The 20,109-nt window shown below is 36.9% G+C and carries 18 protein-coding genes; 16 read left to right on the top strand and 2 right to left on the bottom strand.

Annotation, left to right across the window (positions count from 1 at the left end; all coding sequences use genetic code 11):
- The first annotated feature begins 25 nt into the window (after positions 1–25).
- The 5 genes from cobJ (at position 26) to KHY58_RS02060 (ending at position 4,067) form a co-directional block, all read left to right on the top strand.
- Positions 26–715, top strand: coding sequence for a precorrin-3B C(17)-methyltransferase (cobJ, locus tag KHY58_RS02080; protein WP_004697003.1), 690 nt, complete (start codon positions 26–28; stop codon positions 713–715).
- Positions 712–1,500, top strand: coding sequence for a precorrin-6A reductase (gene cobK / locus KHY58_RS02075; RefSeq protein WP_004697081.1), 789 nt, complete (start codon positions 712–714; stop codon positions 1,498–1,500). Before cobJ ends, cobK begins: the two co-directional genes overlap by 4 nt.
- Positions 1,487–2,152: a precorrin-8X methylmutase gene (locus KHY58_RS02070; RefSeq protein ID WP_004696261.1), complete on the top strand. Its 666-nt coding sequence runs from the start codon at positions 1,487–1,489 to the stop codon at positions 2,150–2,152. The genes cobK and KHY58_RS02070 overlap by 14 nt, the downstream gene beginning before the upstream one ends.
- 137 nt (positions 2,153–2,289) lie before the next feature.
- Complete coding sequence (locus KHY58_RS02065; RefSeq protein WP_008601262.1) at positions 2,290–3,285, top strand: FecCD family ABC transporter permease; 996 nt, start codon at positions 2,290–2,292, stop codon at positions 3,283–3,285.
- On the top strand, positions 3,285–4,067 hold the full coding sequence (locus KHY58_RS02060; protein WP_278457145.1) for an ABC transporter ATP-binding protein: 783 nt from the start codon (positions 3,285–3,287) through the stop codon (positions 4,065–4,067). The genes KHY58_RS02065 and KHY58_RS02060 overlap by 1 nt, the downstream gene beginning before the upstream one ends.
- Positions 4,068–4,135: 68 nt before the next feature.
- Here KHY58_RS02060 and KHY58_RS02055 read toward each other — a convergent pair whose 3' ends face one another.
- Entirely contained in the window at positions 4,136–5,077 is a 942-nt protein-coding gene (locus KHY58_RS02055; RefSeq protein ID WP_278471722.1) for an ABC transporter substrate-binding protein, read from the bottom strand.
- Between the two features lie 51 nt (positions 5,078–5,128).
- Positions 5,129–6,118: a sirohydrochlorin cobaltochelatase gene (locus KHY58_RS02050; protein ID WP_004696254.1), complete on the bottom strand. Its 990-nt coding sequence runs from the start codon at positions 6,116–6,118 to the stop codon at positions 5,129–5,131.
- Positions 6,119–7,307: 1,189 nt separating this feature from the next.
- Here KHY58_RS02050 and KHY58_RS02045 point away from each other — a divergent pair.
- The 11 genes from KHY58_RS02045 (at position 7,308) to gluQRS (ending at position 20,008) form a co-directional block, all read left to right on the top strand.
- Positions 7,308–8,312, top strand: a complete 1,005-nt coding sequence (locus tag KHY58_RS02045; protein ID WP_278457142.1) for a DUF805 domain-containing protein — start codon at positions 7,308–7,310, stop codon at positions 8,310–8,312.
- Positions 8,313–8,724: 412 nt separating this feature from the next.
- Entirely contained in the window at positions 8,725–9,606 is an 882-nt protein-coding gene (locus tag KHY58_RS02040; protein ID WP_278471721.1) for a sirohydrochlorin cobaltochelatase, read from the top strand.
- 206 nt (positions 9,607–9,812) lie between these two features.
- A complete protein-coding gene (locus tag KHY58_RS02035) occupies positions 9,813–10,667 on the top strand; it encodes a sirohydrochlorin cobaltochelatase (protein ID WP_024061918.1) in 855 nt (284 codons plus the stop codon).
- 86 nt (positions 10,668–10,753) lie between these two features.
- A complete protein-coding gene (gene cobI / locus KHY58_RS02030) occupies positions 10,754–11,461 on the top strand; it encodes a precorrin-2 C(20)-methyltransferase (protein WP_004696248.1) in 708 nt (235 codons plus the stop codon).
- A 29-nt stretch (positions 11,462–11,490) separates the two neighbouring features.
- Positions 11,491–12,867 (top strand): cobyrinate a,c-diamide synthase, encoded by a 1,377-nt coding sequence (locus KHY58_RS02025; RefSeq protein ID WP_024061917.1) that lies wholly within the window; start codon positions 11,491–11,493, stop codon positions 12,865–12,867.
- An 88-nt stretch (positions 12,868–12,955) separates the two neighbouring features.
- On the top strand, positions 12,956–13,498 hold the full coding sequence (gene cobO / locus KHY58_RS02020; RefSeq protein WP_024061916.1) for a cob(I)yrinic acid a,c-diamide adenosyltransferase: 543 nt from the start codon (positions 12,956–12,958) through the stop codon (positions 13,496–13,498).
- Positions 13,499–13,637: 139 nt separating this feature from the next.
- Entirely contained in the window at positions 13,638–14,027 is a 390-nt protein-coding gene (locus KHY58_RS02015; RefSeq protein ID WP_004696242.1) for a class II SORL domain-containing protein, read from the top strand.
- 319 nt (positions 14,028–14,346) lie between these two features.
- On the top strand, positions 14,347–15,576 hold the full coding sequence (locus KHY58_RS02010; RefSeq protein WP_004696945.1) for an aspartate kinase: 1,230 nt from the start codon (positions 14,347–14,349) through the stop codon (positions 15,574–15,576).
- 7 nt (positions 15,577–15,583) lie between these two features.
- A complete protein-coding gene (locus KHY58_RS02005; RefSeq protein WP_004696238.1) occupies positions 15,584–15,901 on the top strand; it encodes a hypothetical protein in 318 nt (105 codons plus the stop codon).
- 140 nt (positions 15,902–16,041) lie between these two features.
- Positions 16,042–18,951, top strand: coding sequence for an insulinase family protein (locus KHY58_RS02000; RefSeq protein WP_024061915.1), 2,910 nt, complete (start codon positions 16,042–16,044; stop codon positions 18,949–18,951).
- Positions 18,952–19,033: 82 nt separating this feature from the next.
- The gene (gluQRS, locus tag KHY58_RS01995; protein WP_278471717.1) at positions 19,034–20,008 is read left to right on the top strand and encodes a tRNA glutamyl-Q(34) synthetase GluQRS; all 975 of its coding nucleotides are present in this window, start codon (positions 19,034–19,036) and stop codon (positions 20,006–20,008) included.
- The last annotated feature ends 101 nt before the right edge of the window (positions 20,009–20,109 follow it).

Genomic DNA, 20,109 nt, shown 5'->3' with positions numbered 1-20,109 from the left:
CATAGGCCCTGGCGATGAAGAGTTTATGACACCGCAAGCACGCGAAGCCATCTTAGCGGCTGATCGTGTTGTAGGTTATTTGACTTATCTTGACTTGATTAAAGACCTTATTGAAGGTAAAGAAACTGTAGGCACTGCCATGATGCAAGAAGTAGATCGTTGCCAACAAGCCGTTGATTTAGCGGTAGAAGGTCATCAAGTAGTTGTAGTATCCTCTGGTGACTCTGGCGTATACGGCATGGCAGGTCTTGTGTTGGAACTTGCTAATAAGGTACCAGCAGAAAAACGCCCTTCCGTAGATATCGTACCTGGCCTTAGTGCTGTAAATGTAGCAGCATCTGTATTGGGCGCACCTTTGATGCATGACTTTGCGGTTATTTCTCTCAGTGACTTGATGACTCCATGGGATCTAATTAAAAAACGTGCTGATCTTTGTGCACAAGGTGACATGGTTATCTCCTTGTACAATCCGCGCAGTAAAAAACGTGTTACTCACTTAGATGAAGTTCGTGAAATCGTTCTTAAATACCGCGACCCAAAAACACCTGTTGGCATCGTGCAAAAAGCAGGACGCCCAGGTCAACATATGGTAATTTCTGACCTTGAAAACTTTACAAAAGAAGAAGTGGATATGCAAACACTTGTTATTATCGGTAATAGCCAAACCTATGTTGAAAATGGCCGCATGATTACACCTCGAGGCTACAAATTATGATTTGGGTCATCGCTGGTACCTTAGATGGTCGTACCTTAGCGGTAGATATTCAAGAACGGACAGGTGAAGAGGTTCTCGTTACTGTTGTGAGTCAGTATGGGGCAGAACTTGCTGCCCATAAGGGAATTACCGTTCATACGGGCCGCCTTGACCAAGAGGCTATGCAAAATTTGATTAAGGAACACAACATACGCTTATTAATCGATGCGAGCCATCCGTATGCTGCTATTGTTACAGCTACGGCTCAAGATGCAGCAAAAGCTAAAGGTATTCCTTTTGTTCGCTTTGAACGTAAAGAGGTACCATTACCAGATTATGATAAATTACATATCGTAGTGGATGAGGTAGAGGCCGCAAATTTAGCTGGCAAATTGGCAAAGGAGAATAACAAACATGTGTATTTGACCACAGGTAGTAAGACAATGCACATCTTTGCTAAATCTGAGGCTTTACAAGATTGTGAAGTATGGACACGTATTTTGCCGACTGCAGAGGTGTTACAAATGATGGAAGACCTCAACGTGAGTCCTAAGCGCATTGTTGCTGTTCAAGGTCCATTTTCTTATGATATGAACCGCATCATGTTCCACGATACACAGGCAAGCGTTGTAGTTATGAAAAACTCTGGCCTTGTAGGTGGTGCTGATACAAAATTACAAGCTGCTATGGATCTTGGTATCCATGTTATTGTTATCGATCGTCCACGTGTTAAACTTGAAAGTCACGTGGTATCATCAAATGATGAATTCTTTAAATTATGGGAGGACACTAATGGATTACGTTAAAAATCCTAAAGCTATTGAAGATAAAAGCATGGAAATCATTTATGATTATGTAAAGGATTTAGGCTTAACAGATGATGAAGTGCGCGTTGTATCTCGTACAGTACATGCGTCTGGTGATGTCGAATATGCTCAACTCGTAAAAATGAGCCCTGATGCTGTTCAAAAAGGTATTGAAGCATTGGATAATGGTGCAGACATTTATACAGATGTAGAAATGGTTCGCACAGGTATTTCTAAGCCAGCTCTTAAAATTCGCGGCAATGAAGTGCACTGCTTAATTAAAGACGAAAATGTAGCTAAAATGGCTAAAGAATTAGGTGTAACTCGTTCCATTGCGGCTATGCGTACCTTTGGTAAACAACTAGAAGGACAAATCGTTGCTATCGGTAATGCACCAACTGCATTGTATGAAGTGTTGCGCCTTGCTCTTGAAGAAGGCATTAAACCAGCTCTTATTATTGGTATCCCTGTAGGCTTTGTAGGTGCTGCAGAATCCAAAGACTATTTGATGGAAGTATCCCCAGTTCCTTACATCACTGTAAAAGGCAACAAAGGCGGTAGCCCAATCGCTGCCTCCGTATGTAATGCATTACTTTACACAGACGTAAAACGTAATGACATGCTCTTTGTGGAAGGTAAAGAATCTAAATAATATAAAACCCGAATCGTGTTTTAGTAGTTTTGCGATTCGGGTTTTACTGTATATATTTTTCAGAATAATTGCTAAACATAGTCAGATATAATGTATTAGATTTCTTATAATGTAGTTAATTTTGAGAGGGGGTTCATATGGCATCAAGTAATGAACGAAAATTATTTCGTGTATCAGTGATTTGTATCTTAATCATCGCCGTTATTATGAGCATGATTATATCTCTTATTTGGGGATCAACACCCGTATCATTAGCTGAGATTTGGCATACATTATGGTCTAGTGAGCTAACTGATACATCTTCACAAATTATTTGGAATATTCGATTGCCTCGCAATATTGTAGCTGCGTTAGTGGGGGCTTGTCTAGCTGTATCTGGTGCAATTTTGCAAGCAGTTATGAAAAATCCTCTAGCAGATCCACAGATTGTAGGGGTATCCTCTGGTGCAGGACTAGCTGGTGTTATCATATTTATTTTATTTCCTGGGTATGATCATATAGTTCCTTTAGTGGCCTTTTTAGGTGCTATGGCTGCAGCACTCATGGTGTATGCACTAGCATGGAAAAATGGAGTGCGACCTAGTCGTATTATCTTAGCTGGTGTTGCGGTCGCAGCCTTTTTAGGCTCAGGTATTTCAGCACTACTTGTATTCTTCGGTGATCGTGTACAAGGGGCATTGCTTTGGATGGTAGGGGGACTCGCTGCACGCAGTTGGCCTCAGGTAGAAGTGCTGTTTCCATATGCTATAATTGGTCTTATTTTTGCCTGTTTAGGAGCTAAACGACTTACCATTTTAAGCTTAGGTGATGAAACTGCAAAGGGATTAGGCCTTAAGGTAGAACAAACACGGTTTATTATGACTGCAGTGGCTGCTCTTTTAGCGGCTGGTGCTGTAAGTATAGCTGGGCTTATTGGATTTGTAGGTTTGGTTATTCCCCATATGTTACGTCTTATAATCGGTAATGACTATGCATATTTACTGCCTGGATCCGCATTATTAGGCGCTCTAGTTCTTGTTGTTAGTGATACAATAGGACGTGTTATGTGGAGCCCTATAGAGGTACCAGTGGGCATTATTATGGCATTCTTTGGAGCGCCGTTCTTCTTGTATCTATTGAGGAGGGATAACTAATGAATACCGCTATTGATGTAAAACAGTTATCCGTAACTCTTGGCAATCGTCATATTCTACATGACATTAATGTATCGGTTCCTATCGGTAAAATTACGACATTAATAGGGCCTAATGGCTGTGGTAAAAGTACGCTTTTACGATCTATGATCGGATATATTCATAGCCCTCATGAATGTATTACCATATTTGATAAACCGTTACAATCATATTCTCAAAACAATCTGGCACGGCAAATGGCATTTTTGCCACAAGTACCGAATATGCCAAAGGATATGACTGTAGAAGAATTGGTATATTGTGGACGGTATCCATACCAAACATGGTGGAAAAACACGGCTAAAGAAGATCGTGAGATTGTTGACTATGCGTTACATATCACGAAAACGAATCATTTGCGAGAACAATTAATCCCATCCCTATCTGGTGGTGAACGGCAACGCGTTTGGATTGCTATGGCGCTAGCACAGCAACCAAAATTATTAGTCTTAGACGAACCAACAACATATTTAGATATTAATCACCAATTAGAAATTATGGAGTTATTGAAACGATTAAATAAGGAACAAGATTTAACCGTTCTCATGGTACTTCACGAACTAACACAGGCGGTTCAATATTCACATTATATGGCTGTTATAAAAGAAGGCCATTTAGTAGCATCAGGAGAGACAAGTAAAATTATATCGGATGAGTTGTTTAGAGATGTATTCTCTGTAGATGTACAACTTGATACATTTGATAATAAAAAATATGTGCGCGTAATAGGATTAGTTGAGTAGCTTGATACTAATAGAAAAAGAGGGCATTCCCTATTTGGGGGATGCCCTCTTTCGCATGATACAATATGTTAGAATGTAACATTAATACCGTATGCTTCTTTAACTAAACGTGTCATAGCTTCAGGTGTTTGTAGTCCTGGGTTTAATAGGAATAGTTTAGATGGTAAGTATATTACTCGGTTATTTTGTACGGCTTTTAAATTAGCCCATGCAGGATTATCTGTCATAGCTTGTTTCATAGCTTTTGTAATTTCTTCTTCTTTACCCATTGTAACAACAAAGATAATATCAGGGTTATCTGCAGTCAATGTTTCAAGAGAGTAAGGGACAGTTTTATCCTTAGTTGTGCCTTCTAAGTGGGAGGCAACAACGTTTGTCATGCCTAGTTCTTTTACCATAGATGCAGTAACTGCTTCATCAGTTTCGGCAGTTACACCTTTTCCTGTGGCACGTAATACGGCAACACGTGCAGGCTGTTGATTCTTAACAGCATCTTTTACCTTGGTAATATTGCTTTCATAGGTATTAATAACAGATTTAGCCTTATCTTGATGATTGGTTAACTCGCCAAGGAATGTTAACATTGGTACATTATCTTTAATACCATCGTAATCAAAAAGTACGGTTGGAATATTATTAGCTTGTAATTGGGATTCATATTTTTTATGTTGATTTACTAAACCCAATACCACATCTGGCTTCAAGCCTAATAGTTGTTCCATGTTGATATTTGCAGTTTGACCAAGAGCTGGTAGAGCTTCTAACTCTGGTGCTAGTTTATCCGTTGTATTGGCACGGCTAATAGCCTTACCATCGACAGCATAAAGCATAGATAAAACAGAATTAGATAATACAGCAATTTTTTGTGGATCCTTTGGTACAGTATAGGTTTGGCCATTAAAGGTCAATTCCTTCGTAGTAGCAGAAGAGCTGGATGTGGTTTTACCACACCCAGCTAGTGCTAGTACAATCATAACCAAAGCGATACTACCGAGTAGTAGTTTTTTCATGATGTACTCCTATGAATGTTATATATGCAATAACGATCTTAGTTATATTGATTATTTTTCTAATGCATCCCAAGCTTCGTTAGCACGTTCAACGAATAAGTTACGGATGTTTTGGTTTTCACCTAAACCATGGATGTAAGTGTCAACTTTGAAGCCTTCTTTTTCAAGAATGGATTTGTGGGAATCTGGTTCGTTACCAGCCATGTCGTTGTTTGCATGGTCACCAGCAACCATCATGAAAGGCATCAATGTAACATGTTTAATACCATGTAATTTCAATTGAGGGATAACTTGTTCAAGATTTGGTGTACCTTCTACTGTGTAGATGAATACATTTTTCATGCCAAGAGTATGGATACGGTCTTGAATTACAGAATAGTATGCATTGGAAGGATCTGGAGTACCATGAGCCATGATAAGAAGACCATCTTCTTTACCTAATTTAGGGAATTGGGATTGAACAGCTTTTAATGTTTCAATAACTTGGTCAGTTTGGTTTTCTTGACCCATCCAGTACATAAGAGAAGTACCGAGTGTCATTTTTTTGAAATCATTTTTGTATAAATTATATACTGCTGCATCGTAGTTATATTCCATACCAGGAATTACATCTAGAGATGCCAATGCAACGCGAGTGTAACCATCTTTTTTAAGTTCAGCTAAAGCTTCTTCAGGTGTAGGGTATGTTATACCTTCTTTTTGTTGGATACGATCACGAATAATATGGCTTGTGAAAGCAGTTATCACTTTAGTATTTGGGTGTGCTGCCTTAATAGCATCTACAGTAGCATCGATTGTTTTCACACGAGTATCTTTATAAGTTGTACCAAAGCTCATAACAACCATAGCATCTTTGTTTGGCAAGTTTTGTAAAGCTTCTGTATTATGTGTACGAACACCAATTGCAGCGGCTTCTTTCAATGCTGGTGTAGGATCTTTTACTTCTTCATTTAATTGATATGCAGCATTAGATACAACTGGTGCACCAAAGGATACTGCAAGACCTAGAATAGCGGATGCTAAAGCTAATTGTTTTTTCATTTCTATACTCCTATCTATAACTATAACTACACTAATATGCAATCATTTACATAGCTCTATTATAATGAAAACTATGGATTCATCGCATATATATAACCTTATTTCAATCGTAGCAAAGGGGCTAAGGAGTGTCAATAAACCCTATACCCCTAGAAGTATAGAGGAAATAAGAAAGTATTAATAAATTAATGTGATGAATATAGTATGATAGTACATTTTATAATTATATTCTTGTTGGTTATAAGGGTATGAATATGTGAATATATAAGTGATTTTATTTGATCTTTATTTAGGCATATTTTGATGGGGCCCCATAACATTACTACAAATATATTAAAAATGATGCCCTATACTTGTTTGCTCCTCGTTCCTGATGTCGCTACACAAGTACAGGTCATCATTTTTATTACTGTAGTTATGTAGGCGTCCCATCAAAATATGATATATAATAAATATAAATATAAAATTTTAGTAAAATAAAATTATCATATAAAAGAGAGAAGGACTATGTTTGTTTTTTTTGAGAGAGAACAAATTCTTTTAAAACAGAATGTATACGATCTACTACATAATACTAGGATAGGTAGAAAAGCTTTTTTACTTATTGTTTGGTAAGAGATCTTGGCAATTTGTAAAAGACCTATAGGTTCATATTCTATGAAATAGGAAATAGATTATGATATATGATTTATTAATTTTAGGCATTAGTATATGGTTATTATATGATATTTTTCTTATGTATAAAGCAAAGAATAAATCACAAGTCCTAATAGAGTTTATATTGCTTGCTGTATTAATTGCTGGATACTTAATAAATAAACTGTATGAAACTAACTATTTTGTATCAGATACATATTTTTATTTAGGTATGGTATTAGCGGTTATTATATATTGTTGTATATTATGGTTACATAGGTATAAATATATAAATACTGACGACGAGAGAAAAAAGAAAAATATAATTAATTCAATTCTAACAATTCATGCAATCATATTTTTATATGGATTAGTGATAGTTTGGATAGTATTCTTTTAGATTTTAATATGATTCTTAATTAAAACATGGTGTTGGACTCCTTTGAGTTTAACACCATTGGTAGATATGTTTGAGGATATTGTAAATGGAGGATGGATACCATTGAGTAAATCAGATTTTCAAAATAATTTTACTAAATATAAAGGGTAGATTATGCATCTTAAAATAAATATCCCTAATGACTGTAATTTATTCAAAGCTAATATACGAGCATTAGGAGATTCTAATATTTTTAGAAATAGACGTTTAAATATTATAACAGCAATAACATATTATGCTGCGATAGTATTTATATTCTTAATGACAATGGCTTTAGGTTTTTATGTTAACCCTAGATTATATAGCGTCTTTTTTTATGGGATTGATATGATAACTAATATATTGTTTTTAGTTGTATTGGGATATCGATGTCAAGATTATGGGATTCATAGATATATAGGTATTCTATGTGTTGTTATAATTAGTTCCATTATTACGTTATATTGTGGTGGTGATTTTTTTGTAAGCCCTAGTAATTATATTTTAGCGGTATCAGATACAACTATTTCTCTTAATAAACCCTTTTTTTTCGTAGTAATGAATAGAATGATTTTTTTATTACTTTTAATTCCTGGAAGTCAAAAGAATTCGTATGGTGATAGACCTGCATCTGGATTTTGGGATGGCTCTTATTTAGTAATGGATCCTTTAAATATTAAAATTATAAAGATTAAGATTAGAAAATTATGGAATAATTTAATTGGTAAAAAGGACTATGATGATACATTAAGGTCTGGTAATGCTGTAAAAGAGCAAAAGTTTGAGTTTATGGAAGTTCTCCAAAAAATTCTCATTAAAGATATTTTTAATTTTGAGGGCCGATCTTCTAGAGATGAACTGATGATATTTACTATGCTATTTTCTGTGCTATCAATGTTATTAAGTTATATAAATATATCTGATATATTGAATAGTTATGTTGTTAATATTTTTATAATTGACGTCTTAGTCGCTATTATTATATTAGTACCTTATATAAGTTTACTTGTTCGTCGTCTTCATGATAGTGGAAATAGTGGTTTTTGGCTTTTCTTTATGGTAGTTCCTATTGTAAACGTATATGTTTTATATATGCTATTTTTTAAGCCAACCTATAATGATGAGACAATCAAATGCTGAAATTGATTTTTTATTTATTTTTAGAGAAAATTGATAGGTTGGTATGTTTGAGAATATTGTAATTGGTCTCTTTGACTTATTAATGGTGAATTATCTCGTCATATTTGAAGTATATTTTAATTATTATTCTTTGTGTTGCTTGTGTCTTTGATCTATGGCGTCATAATCGTTCAGGCAAAATCACAGCTGGCGACAAGAGAATGTATGATACCTTTATAGGTCGAATTAAGTTCATTGTTATGTTTTTACTTGTTTTATGTGGTGTTGCATCGGTTATACATTATTTTGGTTAATTTTGATATTTTTTCTCATTGACTTCTATAGATTAATCTTGTACTATTATTACATAGTAGTTGATAACAGTTTTCAATTGTGAAAGTTGTTTCATGTATGAGTAATATGGAGGTCACATATGAAAGGCATAATTATTGCATCCTTTGGATCAATTTACCAAGATGCTGTGGAGAAATCCATTGGCAGTATAGAGAAAAAAGTACGTTCCATGTATAGCGATATGGAGGTGCGCCGCGTATTCTTATCTGATGCATTAGTAGAGAAGTGGAATGAGAAATACGAAGATAAGATTTCTTCTTTCACAGAGGCTATGCAAGATTTCGCTCGCATGGGAATTGATGAGGTGTACATTCAACCTATTACATTGGTGGCAGATCAGTGCTACCAACAAATGCGCAAACAAGCATTAAAGTTTTTACATAGCAATGAATATAGTTTTAGCCAGGTAAATATCGGTAAACCATTGCTTACCTCTTTAGGTGTAAAAAATTATGCCGATGATTATGAAGCAACATTAGAAAGCATAGTTCGTCACGTTAATACAAAAGCACTTAATAAATCTGTTGTGCTCATGGCGAATGGTCAAAATCAATTAGAGTTTAGTACATTGCAATTAAAGGCGATGTATGGTGCAGCACCAAATGTAGTAGTATTTACTACAAATGGTTTCCCTACTTTTAAACAAGCTCTTACTTTCTTGGATCGTATGGGGCATAAAGATTTATTAGTTGTACCATTGGCTCTCATAGGTTCTACACATTTAATGGATTACCTTGGCGGTGAACGCTCCGATTCCATTTATGCTTTACTCGCTGAGGAAGGCTACAATGTTGATATCTGGAATGAAGGGCTTGGGGAAAATCCACATGTACAAGATTTATTCTTGAAACATTTAGGTCAAGCTATCCGCATGTCTGATCGTAAACGGCCCATGCCTAGAGAATCCGTAAAACCTGTCATGACAAATTCTCGCTTAGAAGCGCAAGGTTTGATTTCTTGATATTTGTTATTACATAATTAGACATACAACACTCCACTCTTTCACATTAATAAAAATCCTCCTTGTTGGACATCCAATGAGGAGGATTTTTACTTTTACCATGAAAGATAAGAATAATTTCTATTTTATACGTACCACGGTATGCCCCTATAGAATGGTCTATGGTATGATTAAGATACATTATTAGTTAATATAAGGAGACATTCATGAAACAAGCTATCTTAGTTGTTGCCTTTGGATCCACTGTGGACAGTGCTCGTGAACATAATATCGATTCCGTAGTAGAACATATTCGTAAATCGTATCCGGATTATACTGTAGAATTAGCTTTTTCCTCTCGTATCATCGTTAAGCGCTTACGTGAGCGTGGTATTGAGATTCCTACTGAACAAGGGGCGTTAGAAAAACTGATTCGAGAAGGTTATACACATGTATATGTGCAGCCACTTCATTTCACCGGTGGTGAAGAGTTCGATAAATTGAAAAATAATATCCTTGCTCATGAAGGGGAAGGACAACTCGAAGTATTGCGTGTAGGTAGACCTCTCGTATACTATATGGGACAAGAAGAGCACCCAGATGATTACCAAATCTTGATTGACCGTTTCATTAAATCTCTTAATATTTCTAAGGATGATGGTTTGTTATTGGTCGGTCATGGAGGTCTTGGTTCTGGCAATTCTTCATATGGTAATTTACAGTTTAAGCTAATCCGTAATGGACTTACAAATGTGCGTATTGCTGTACTTGAAAATGCACCATATGTGTCAGATGTAGCAATGCCTTGGGAATGGCTTGATGGTAAACGTCCAAAAACAATTTATGTACATCCTTTATTATTGGTACTCGGGGATCATGCACAAAATGATTTATTTGGTGACGAAGAGGATAGTGTTGTTAATGAACTTTCTGGAGCAGGATATGCGGTTAAACCAATTCATAGTGCTCTAGGTGAATATGAAGCGATTCATGATATTTTCCGTCAACATGTGCAAGATTGTATCGATGATTTGTATGGCAAACGTAGCCCACATCGTCCTGCAATTCCAAATATTAAATAGTATCTTTGTATATATTGTATAAATTGGTTATAATAAAAGATATTGCAATTATAAATAGAGTGTGACTATAAGAATAGGAGATACCCATGAAAGGTAAATTATATGGTATTGGCGTAGGCCCTGGCGATTCTGAATTAATGACTGTGAAAGCTGCTCGCATCGTAGGTGAAGCAGATATTATCATCACACCTAAAACAGAAAAGAAAGATGGTTCCGTAGCCCTTGATATCGCATCCCCATATATCCAAGAACATACAGAAATCGTTCCCGTAGTATTCCCAATGGTATTGGATGATTCTACACAGGAGGAAGGCTGGCAAGAGGCTAAACGCGTTATCTTGTCTTACTTAGATGAAGGTAAAAGTGTTGTATTTTTAACATTAGGTGATCCTATGTTCTACAGCACATATATGTATGTATACCGTTTGATTGAAAATACAGGTCATGAAATTGAAACAATTCCTGGCGTTACTGCATTCTGTGCAATCGGATCTCACCTTGGATACCCAATCGTAGAGAAGGAAGAGGTATTGGCCATCGTTCCAGCTACAGCGCCTAAAGAAAAAATCGATGCTGTATTGGCTGTTGCAGATGATGCAGTTATCATGAAGGTATATAAAAACTTTGATGAAGTACAAGAAACCTTGATTAAACATAATATGGCAGATGATGCGGTTATGATTAGCCGTGTAGGTTTGCCTGATGAGCAAGTATTCGTAGGTTTAGATAATATACCAAAAGATACTAAACTCAACTACTTATCTACAATTCTTGCAAAACGTAAGGATCGTTAACAAACACATCGTATTGCGAGGTAATATCTATGAACACAGTACAGATTCCACGTGTTGTCATTGCAGGCACCAATTCTGGTGTTGGTAAAACAACTATCGTCGCGGGCTTATTGGCAGCTTATGCAAATGGTGGACGTACGGTGCAATCTTTTAAAGTGGGCCCGGATTATATTGATCCGGGCTTTCATAAAATTGCATCCGGCCGTGAAAGCTATAATTTAGATACGTGGCTTGTGCCACCTCACAAGTTGACTCCTTTCTTTGCTACAATGGCACATGATGTAGACCTTGCTATTATTGAAGGTGTTATGGGCCTTTACGATGGTGGTCGAGAAGGCGTTAGTTCTACGGCTCAAATTGCTAAACAGTTAAATGCACCAGTGGTGCTTGTTATCGATTGCAAGGCTATGGGTGAAAGTGCGGCAGCTATTGCTAAAGGGTTCCGTGACTATGACCCAGAGGTAAACTTTGGTGGTGTCATCTTAAACCGCTTAGGCTCTGCTAATCATGAGCGTATGGTTCGTGAAGGAATGGATAAAATTGGCGTACCCGTTATTGGTGCTATTTACCGTGATGATCGTATGCATTCACCAGAGCGTCATTTAGGACTTACACCAGTTACTGAAATCGATCCAACAGAGGCGATTAATACGATTCGAGAAGCTGTTGAGAAGATGGTAAATCTCGATGCACTATTGGAAATTGCTACTAATGCACCAACTATCGAACTACCAGATGCTATAGATGTTAAAACCATTGAAAAACGTGTGAAAATCGGTGTAGCTTATGATGAGGCATTCTCTTTTTATTATCCTGCTAGTCTTGCTGCGTTAGAGGAAAAAGGGGCTGAGCTTGTTTACTTTAGTCCGCTTAATGACTCGGTAATTCCCGATGTAGACGGACTTGTATTCGGTGGTGGCTTCCCAGAAATGTTTTTATTCCAGTTATCTAGTAATGAGTCTATGAAGGAATCTATCCGCCAAGCTAATGCACAAGGTATGCCTATTTATGCTGAATGTGGTGGCCTTATGTATCTTTGTGAAAGTATTCATGACTTTGAAGGTTCTGTATATAAAACTGTAGGTATTGTACCTGCCAATTGTGTGATGCAACAAAAGCTTCAAAAGGTGGGATATGTTACAGCAACAGCAAAGAGAGATACTTTGCTAGGTGCTATGAATACAGCTATTCGTGGTCATGAGTTCCATTTCTCTACAATGGAGCCAACTATAGATGACTTCCCATGGGCTTTTCATTTAGAAGGAGGCCGTAAACCTCAATCGTATGACGGCGGCTATGCAACAAAAAATGTATTAGCTTCTTACTTACATTTGAACTTTGCTGGCTCTGATGAAGGGGCACAACATTTTGTTGATACATGTGCTGCTTATAAGGCCCAAAAGTAATAGATGTATAAATGTATTTAATAGGTTTATATGACTATGTGTTATCACAATTACATTCTGCGGGACAGTTCGTATTAAAGGAGCTATTATGGAAGAACGTGGATTAATTCTAGTTAATACAGGGAATGGTAAAGGTAAAACAACAGCGGCATTAGGCGTTGTTTTACGTGCTGTCGGACAAGGTTTCAAGGTTCTTATATTACAATTTATTAAGAGTGGCAATGGCTATGGTGAATTGGCAGGTCTCGCTAAATTAGGTGATCAAGTTGAAATTCGCTCTATGGGAAAAGGCTTTATTTACTATAAACGTGATGAAGTAGGAGAAGCTGAGCTTGCTCGCCACAAAGAAGCAGCACAAGCCGCTTGGCGTACATTGGTAGAGGAAGTAAACTCCGACAAATGGGATCTAATTGTTATGGATGAAATAAATAATGCCATTAATTATGAGCTTATCGATGTGCACTCTGTAGTGGAAATGCTTAAGAATAAGCCAAAAAGACTTCATGTTGTTTTGACGGGGCGTTATGCTAAACCTGAAATCATTGATATGGCGGATACCGTAACAGAAATGAAGGTAGTAAAGCATGCTTATGAAAAGGGCATAAAAGCTGCTAAAGGCATAGAATTTTGATTTAATTCAAAAAAATCGAAAAAAATCGAAAAAGAACTTGCTAAAACTATATCGAAAATGTATAATATAGTCATAAGCACAGAGGTGCTCAATATTCTTGACATTAAGTATGTATATAAGACTAACCAGGAGGTTAACTATGGCTGTACATGATTACATTAAATCTGGCGATTTCGCTACTGAAAAACACGTTCCTGTTATCGAAACAGTTGACACTGTAAAAGCAGGTGAAACTTTCCACGTTACTTTATCCGTAGGTAAAGACATTGCACATCCAAACACTGTAGAACATCACATTGATTGGATTAAATTGTACTTCGTAGCTGAAGGCACTCAATTGCCATTCGAAGTTGGCGCTATCGAGTTCAACGTTCATGGTGACGGTGCAACTGCAAACGAAGGTCCTGTAGCAGCAGTTTCTGAAGGTACTTTAGCAGTAGCTTTGAAAAAATCCGGTAAATTGATCGCTGTTTCCTACTGCAATATCCATGGCTTGTGGGAATCCGAAAAAGATATCGTAGTTGCTTAATTAACTAAAACAACTAATAAAGACCAGCCCGAGGGCTGGTCTTTTTGTATATCTATGTGTTTACATAGCTTAATAATGAGGTAAAGTTAAACTTTCAATAGTAGATATTTAATGGCATTATGGCTAATACGTGTTAGGATTATTTAATGCATATTCATCATATTATAGACATATTATTTGATTTTTAATGTCCATATAAAAAGGAGTTTTGTATCACTCCAGTGGATTAATTGCTGTACATCCCTTTACAGTGCTATTTGTTTGTGGTAAAGTATATGCATATTGATATTTAGTAAACATAGTTAAATGAGGGATTATTGTGGCCTTAATCGTTAAAAAATTTGGTGGTAGTTCCGTAGCTACACCAGAAAAAATATTTAATATTGTTGATCGCGTTCTTCGTGAGAAGCAAGCTGACGATAAAATCGTTCTTGTTGTATCCGCTATGGGTGATACAACTGATGACTTGGTGGCCTTAGCTAAACAAGTTACATCCAAGCCGTATGGTCGTGAAATGGACCGCTTGTTGTCTACCGGTGAACAAGTAACAATTGCATTGATGGCAATGGCTTTTAACGAACGTGGTCAGGAATCTGTATCCTTAACAGGTGATCAAGCAGGTATCACAAGTAGTGATACGTTTAATAAAGGTCGCATTTTGGGCGTTGATCCTAATCGTGTGTTTGAAGCTTTGGATGAAGGTAAAATTGTGGTAGTTGCTGGTTTCCAAGGTATAACTGAATATGGTGATATGGTGACATTAGGCCGTGGTGGCTCTGATACAACAGCTGTTGCATTGGCAGGTGCTATGAAAGCGGATGTATGTGAGATTTTTACGGACGTAGACGGCGTATATTCTACAGATCCTCGCGTGGCGAAGGAAGCTTTCAAATTAGAAGAAGTAACGTATGGCGAAATGCTTGAGATGGCACGCCTTGGTGCAGGTGTAATGCAGCCGCGTGCCGTAGAAATGGGTTTCCGTTATGGTGTACCTATTCATGTACGTTCTACATTTAGTGATAAACCAGGTACTATTATTCGGGAGGATTATACTGTGGAAGCAAATAAACACGTAATTACTGGCGTAGCTGATGATACAAATACAGCAAAAGTAGCTCTTGTAGGCGTTGAAAATAAACCAGGTGTTGCAGCGACTGTATTCAAAGCATTAGCTGCTAGAAACGTTGACGTAGATATGATTGTTCAATCTATCCGTTCCGTGGGAGAACCAAAAACTGATCTTATCTTTACAGTAGCTATGGATGATGTGGTATTAGCTCGAGAAGTATTAGAAGAATTACAAAAAGCAGTAGATATTGAAGCTGTTAATATTGACGAAAAAATGGCGAAAGTTTCCATTATTGGTGCAGGCATGTTAGGACAACCTGGTGTAGCTGCGCAAATGTTTGATATCTTGAGCCAAGAAGGTATCAATATTGAAATCATTTCTACTTCTGAAATTAGTATTTCTTGTCTTGTTGCTGAAGATCGCGTAAAAGATGCTGTTCGTGTAATTCATAATGGCTTATTGTTAGATCAACGAGGTTAATCACTGCATGGATAGTCTACGTAGTTTTATGGATGAAATGCTCAATGACCAAGGTCGTAAGGAAGGTTTCATTAGCGATCTACTAGGAAATCTAAAAAATCAGCCTATTCCAACATTGGAACAAGCTCAAACTGGTTATACAACAATGAGTAATTTACATGGTATCTTCTATGATTACGATAAGTCTGAGGTTACTATTACTTACAAGGTTGTACCAGATATGTATCAACCATATACATTGAGTTTTATACAATTCGAAGCCGTGTTAGAAGGCTTATTAACCTTGCGTCGTAATCAAAAGTGGCAGATGCAACATAATAAATAATATGAACCCCATGGGTATACTTGCCTATGGGGTTTTGTAATTCGATAATTATTCTTAACATCTATATATAGAGTCATCGATATGATATAATAAATTATTCAGAGAGAAATCATTATATTAGTATAGAAAGAAGGGACAGCATGGAAATAAATAAGGTTTATTCTGGCTTTCGCCTTGACCGCATTGAGCGCATTGATGAGATCAATGGTACCGCTTATGAAATGAAACATGAAAAGTCTGGTGCTCGTTTAATTTATATTGATTCACCAGATTCTAATAAAGTATTCAATATCGCTTTTAGAACAACACCACATAATAGTACTGGTGTGGCACATATTATGGAACATTCCGTTTTATGTGGTTCTTGTAAGTTTCCTTTAAAAGAGCCATTTGTTGAGCTTGTTAAAGGATCTTTAAACACGTTCTTAAACGCTATGACTTACCCTGATAAAACAATGTATCCTGTAGCCAGTAAGAATGATAAAGACTTCCACAACTTGATGGACGTATATCTTGATGCTGTATTGTATCCACGCGTTCGTGAAGATGCGGAAATCGTAATGCAAGAAGGTTGGCATTATGAATTAGATAGTGCGGACGATGAACTTACCTATAAAGGTGTTGTATTTAATGAGATGAAGGGGGTTTATTCCTCTCCGGATTCCGTTCTAGAACGCCAAATGATGCGTGAACTTTTCCCAGATACCACTTATGGTGTTGATTCTGGTGGAGATCCTGACCATATTACAGACTTAACTTATGAAGAGTTCCAAGAGTTCTATCGAGTTCATTATCATCCGTCCAATAGTTATATCTTCCTTTATGGTGATATGAATATTGAAGAGCAATTGGCATTCTTGAATGATGAGTACTTAAGTCATTTTGATGCTATTGAGGTTAATACAGAGGTTGGTATACAAACTCCATTTACAAAAGGTAAGGTGGTAAGCTATCCATATAGCGTAGGTTCTGAAGAGCCAACAGACAACCGAACTTTACATTCCTTTGCCTATGTTTTACCTGATGTAACGCCTGAGCATAGCTTGGCTTTTGAGGTATTAACACATGCATTGTTGACATCTCCTGCGGCTCCTCTTAAACAGGCTTTGGTGAAAGCAGGTATTGGCTCTGATGTGAGTGGCTATTATCTTGATAGTATTCGTCAACCTTTGTGGACCGTGCAAGCAACTGGTTCCAATCTCGATAAACAAGCTGAGTTGCAACGCATTGTGGAGTCTACATTGCAAGAACTTTGTGATAATGGTTTAGATAAAGAATTATTAGAAGCTTCCTTGAATAGCATTGAGTTTGCTCTTCGTGAAAGTGACTTTGGAGGTCGGCCAATTGGTTTAGCGTATGTTATCCGTATGATGGATAACTGGCTATATGACAATGATCCACTCGAGTTATTACACTACGAAGAAGCATTAGTGAATATTCGTAAGGGCTTATCCGGTACGTACTTTGAAGATTTAATTCGTCAATCTATCTTAAATAACAATCATAAAGTGCTTGTTTCTATTTATCCTGAACGGGGTCTTCAAGAGCGCAAGGATGCAGAGGTTAAAGAACATTTAGCTTCTGTAAAAGCTAAGATGTCTCCAGAAGAAATCGAAGCAATTGTAGAGCAAACAAAACGACTTAAACTTCGTCAAGAGGCTCCAGATAGCGACGAAGCGTTAGCATCGATACCATTGCTTGAATTATCAGATTTAAATCCTAATATTGAAGAGGTAGAACGTCGTGAAAGTAAAATTGGCAACACTACAGTACATTTTGTGCCTACTTTCACAAAAGGCATCAACTATGTAGGGCTTTACTTTAATTTAAGCTGTCTTACAGAAGATGAATTGTTCTACGCCGATATTTTAAGTGATATTATTGGTCGTATTGACACATCTGAACGTGGCTATGAAGCATTGGCGAAAGATATCAATATGAATCTTGGTGGTTTAAGCTCAGATATTACGGCTATTAGCAAAGATGGTAAGCGTGATGAATTTACGCCTCTCATGATTGTTCGAGCTAAAGCTTTGCATTCTAAATTACCTGACTTATGCCGTTTGATTAACGAAGTAGTACAAAAAGCAGATTATAGTGACGATAGACGCTTGACTGAACTTGTTCAAGAAAGCAAAGCTATTTGGGATAATGAAGCATTCCGTCGTGGTAATTCCATCGTAAGTCAACGTGTTATGGCTCAAGTGTCTGCAGTTGGTAAATTTAGAGATAATGGTAACTTTGGTTACTATCAAAAGATTAGCGAGTTGGCTTCTAATCCTGCGGCATTACCATTATTGCCAGAAAAATTAGCTGATGTAGCTCGTAAGATTTTCCGTGCTAACAATGTGGATATCATGTTCGTTGGTGAAGAAGGCGAATTAGAAGCCTTTGAACATCTTATGAAACCATTGATTGAAACCTGGGATACTACTGAGTTAAGTAATGATAAATTAAAGATTACACGTTTGTCTGGTAATGATGGTATCGTTACAGCTGGTAAGGTTCAATACGTAGCTCAAGGTGGTAACTTTGTAGACCATGGGTATAAACACGTAGGCCCAATGAGTGTATTAGAGACGATTTTACGCTATGAATATCTTTGGATTCGCATTCGTGTACAAGGTGGTGCTTACGGTGCCTTTGCAAACTTCTATGATGATGGGAATATGATTTTCTGTAGCTATCGAGATCCAAACTTGGTAGAAACATTAAATGTATATAAAGAATTACCTCAATATCTTCGTGAGTTTACGTTGACTAATCGTGAGATGCGTAAATATATTATCGGTACTATGAGCTCCTTGGACTTGCCTATGACTCCTGCGTTGCGTGGCCCACGTGCGATGGGGATGTATTTTAGCGGTGCTAAACTAGAGGATAAGGTAGAGTTTCGTAAACAAGTTATCGCTTGTAAGCCAGAGGATATCGTTGCTTTAGCAGATGTGGTTGAACCCGTATTGAAGGATAATCATATTTGTACAATGGGGAACGAACAAAAAATTAAAGACGCTGGTAAGGTATTCGATAACATCATTTCTCTAGGATAATTGTCTTATATCATGTATGGTGGCATATTCTGTGTAATTCTACGGGATATGCCACTTGTTTTGTACTGTAGGAGGGTCCATTATGAAAGGCCGATTTGCTCCAAGCCCCACAGGATATATCCATCTTGGCAATGTGTGGATAGCCCTCTTATCCTATGTTTCTACGAGGCAACAAAAAGGGCAGTATGTTGTGCGAATGGAGGATATAGACATCCAACGTTCTAAACGGGATTTAGGGGAAGCTCTATTAGATGATTTAGAGTGGCTAGGCTTTGAATGGGATGAAGGACCTCGTGTTGGTGGTCCAGAATCAACATATTGGCAAAGTGAACGGCAAACATATTATGGAGAAATATTAGAACATCTTGCATCAGAAAAACTAATTTATCCTTGCTTTTGTAATCGTACAAGGCTCCAGTCTATTGCTTCGGCACCCCATGTCGGCGATGTAATTCATCGTTACGATGGCCATTGCCGTCATCTAGAGGATAAATTGATAAAAGAATTTATGATGTCTAAGGAGCCATCTTTGCGTTTAGCCGTTAATTCTTGTGATTTAGATTTCGTGGATCGTTGGCAAGGCTTTCAACATATTCATTTAGAAGGTGAATTAGATGATTATGTATTGCGTCGTGGTGATGGTATGTATGCCTATAATTTAGCTGTCGTACTGGATGATATTGTTATGGGGATAACGGAGGTCATTCGTGGAGATGATTTACTAGAGACTACGGGGCAGCAAATATATTTATATAAAACATTACAAACCAGTTTCAATTCTAAAAATATACAAATACCTTCTTATGGGCATGCTCCATTATTAATTGATTCTGAAGGACATAGATTGTCTAAGCGACAAAAGAGTATTACTATTCGAGAATTGCGTGAAAATCAGTGGTCTCCTAATAGAATTTTAGGTGAGCTGGCTATTGTAGGGGGCTTAGTTGAAGCTCATACATTAAGTCGTAGAGAAATTAGTTTATCTGAATTAATTGAGATTGATTTAAATGTACCTAGTCTTAGTCAGAAAACGATTGAGATACAAATTAAAGAATAGAGTAGTAAAATAGTATTGATTTATGTTATAGGATGTTTGCTAAAAGAGAATAATTCTTTAACTATATAATTCGATATAATATATTGACAATATTCGATATT

Origin of the sequence: Veillonella parvula, assembly GCF_018366295.1 — a bacterium.
Taxonomy (GTDB): domain Bacteria; phylum Bacillota; class Negativicutes; order Veillonellales; family Veillonellaceae; genus Veillonella; species Veillonella parvula_P.
The sequence above is the reverse complement of the archived record's forward strand: the minus strand, read 5'-3'. Positions and strand labels throughout refer to the sequence as shown.

Excerpts from the sequence above, each read along its gene's own strand:
- cobJ (WP_004697003.1), top strand. The coding sequence starts at position 26 with ATGACACCGCAAGCACGCGAAGCCATCTTAGCGGCTGATCGTGTTGTA.
- cobK (WP_004697081.1), top strand. The coding sequence starts at position 712 with ATGATTTGGGTCATCGCTGGTACCTTAGATGGTCGTACCTTAGCGGTA.
- KHY58_RS02070 (WP_004696261.1), top strand. The coding sequence starts at position 1,487 with ATGGATTACGTTAAAAATCCTAAAGCTATTGAAGATAAAAGCATGGAA.
- KHY58_RS02065 (WP_008601262.1), top strand. The coding sequence starts at position 2,290 with ATGGCATCAAGTAATGAACGAAAATTATTTCGTGTATCAGTGATTTGT.
- KHY58_RS02060 (WP_278457145.1), top strand. The coding sequence starts at position 3,285 with ATGAATACCGCTATTGATGTAAAACAGTTATCCGTAACTCTTGGCAAT.
- KHY58_RS02055 (WP_278471722.1), bottom strand. The coding sequence starts at position 5,077 with ATGAAAAAACTACTACTCGGTAGTATCGCTTTGGTTATGATTGTACTA.
- KHY58_RS02050 (WP_004696254.1), bottom strand. The coding sequence starts at position 6,118 with ATGAAAAAACAATTAGCTTTAGCATCCGCTATTCTAGGTCTTGCAGTA.
- KHY58_RS02045 (WP_278457142.1), top strand. The coding sequence starts at position 7,308 with ATGCATCTTAAAATAAATATCCCTAATGACTGTAATTTATTCAAAGCT.
- KHY58_RS02040 (WP_278471721.1), top strand. The coding sequence starts at position 8,725 with ATGAAAGGCATAATTATTGCATCCTTTGGATCAATTTACCAAGATGCT.
- KHY58_RS02035 (WP_024061918.1), top strand. The coding sequence starts at position 9,813 with ATGAAACAAGCTATCTTAGTTGTTGCCTTTGGATCCACTGTGGACAGT.
- cobI (WP_004696248.1), top strand. The coding sequence starts at position 10,754 with ATGAAAGGTAAATTATATGGTATTGGCGTAGGCCCTGGCGATTCTGAA.
- KHY58_RS02025 (WP_024061917.1), top strand. The coding sequence starts at position 11,491 with ATGAACACAGTACAGATTCCACGTGTTGTCATTGCAGGCACCAATTCT.
- cobO (WP_024061916.1), top strand. The coding sequence starts at position 12,956 with ATGGAAGAACGTGGATTAATTCTAGTTAATACAGGGAATGGTAAAGGT.
- KHY58_RS02015 (WP_004696242.1), top strand. The coding sequence starts at position 13,638 with ATGGCTGTACATGATTACATTAAATCTGGCGATTTCGCTACTGAAAAA.
- KHY58_RS02005 (WP_004696238.1), top strand. The coding sequence starts at position 15,584 with ATGGATAGTCTACGTAGTTTTATGGATGAAATGCTCAATGACCAAGGT.
- KHY58_RS02000 (WP_024061915.1), top strand. The coding sequence starts at position 16,042 with ATGGAAATAAATAAGGTTTATTCTGGCTTTCGCCTTGACCGCATTGAG.
- gluQRS (WP_278471717.1), top strand. The coding sequence starts at position 19,034 with ATGAAAGGCCGATTTGCTCCAAGCCCCACAGGATATATCCATCTTGGC.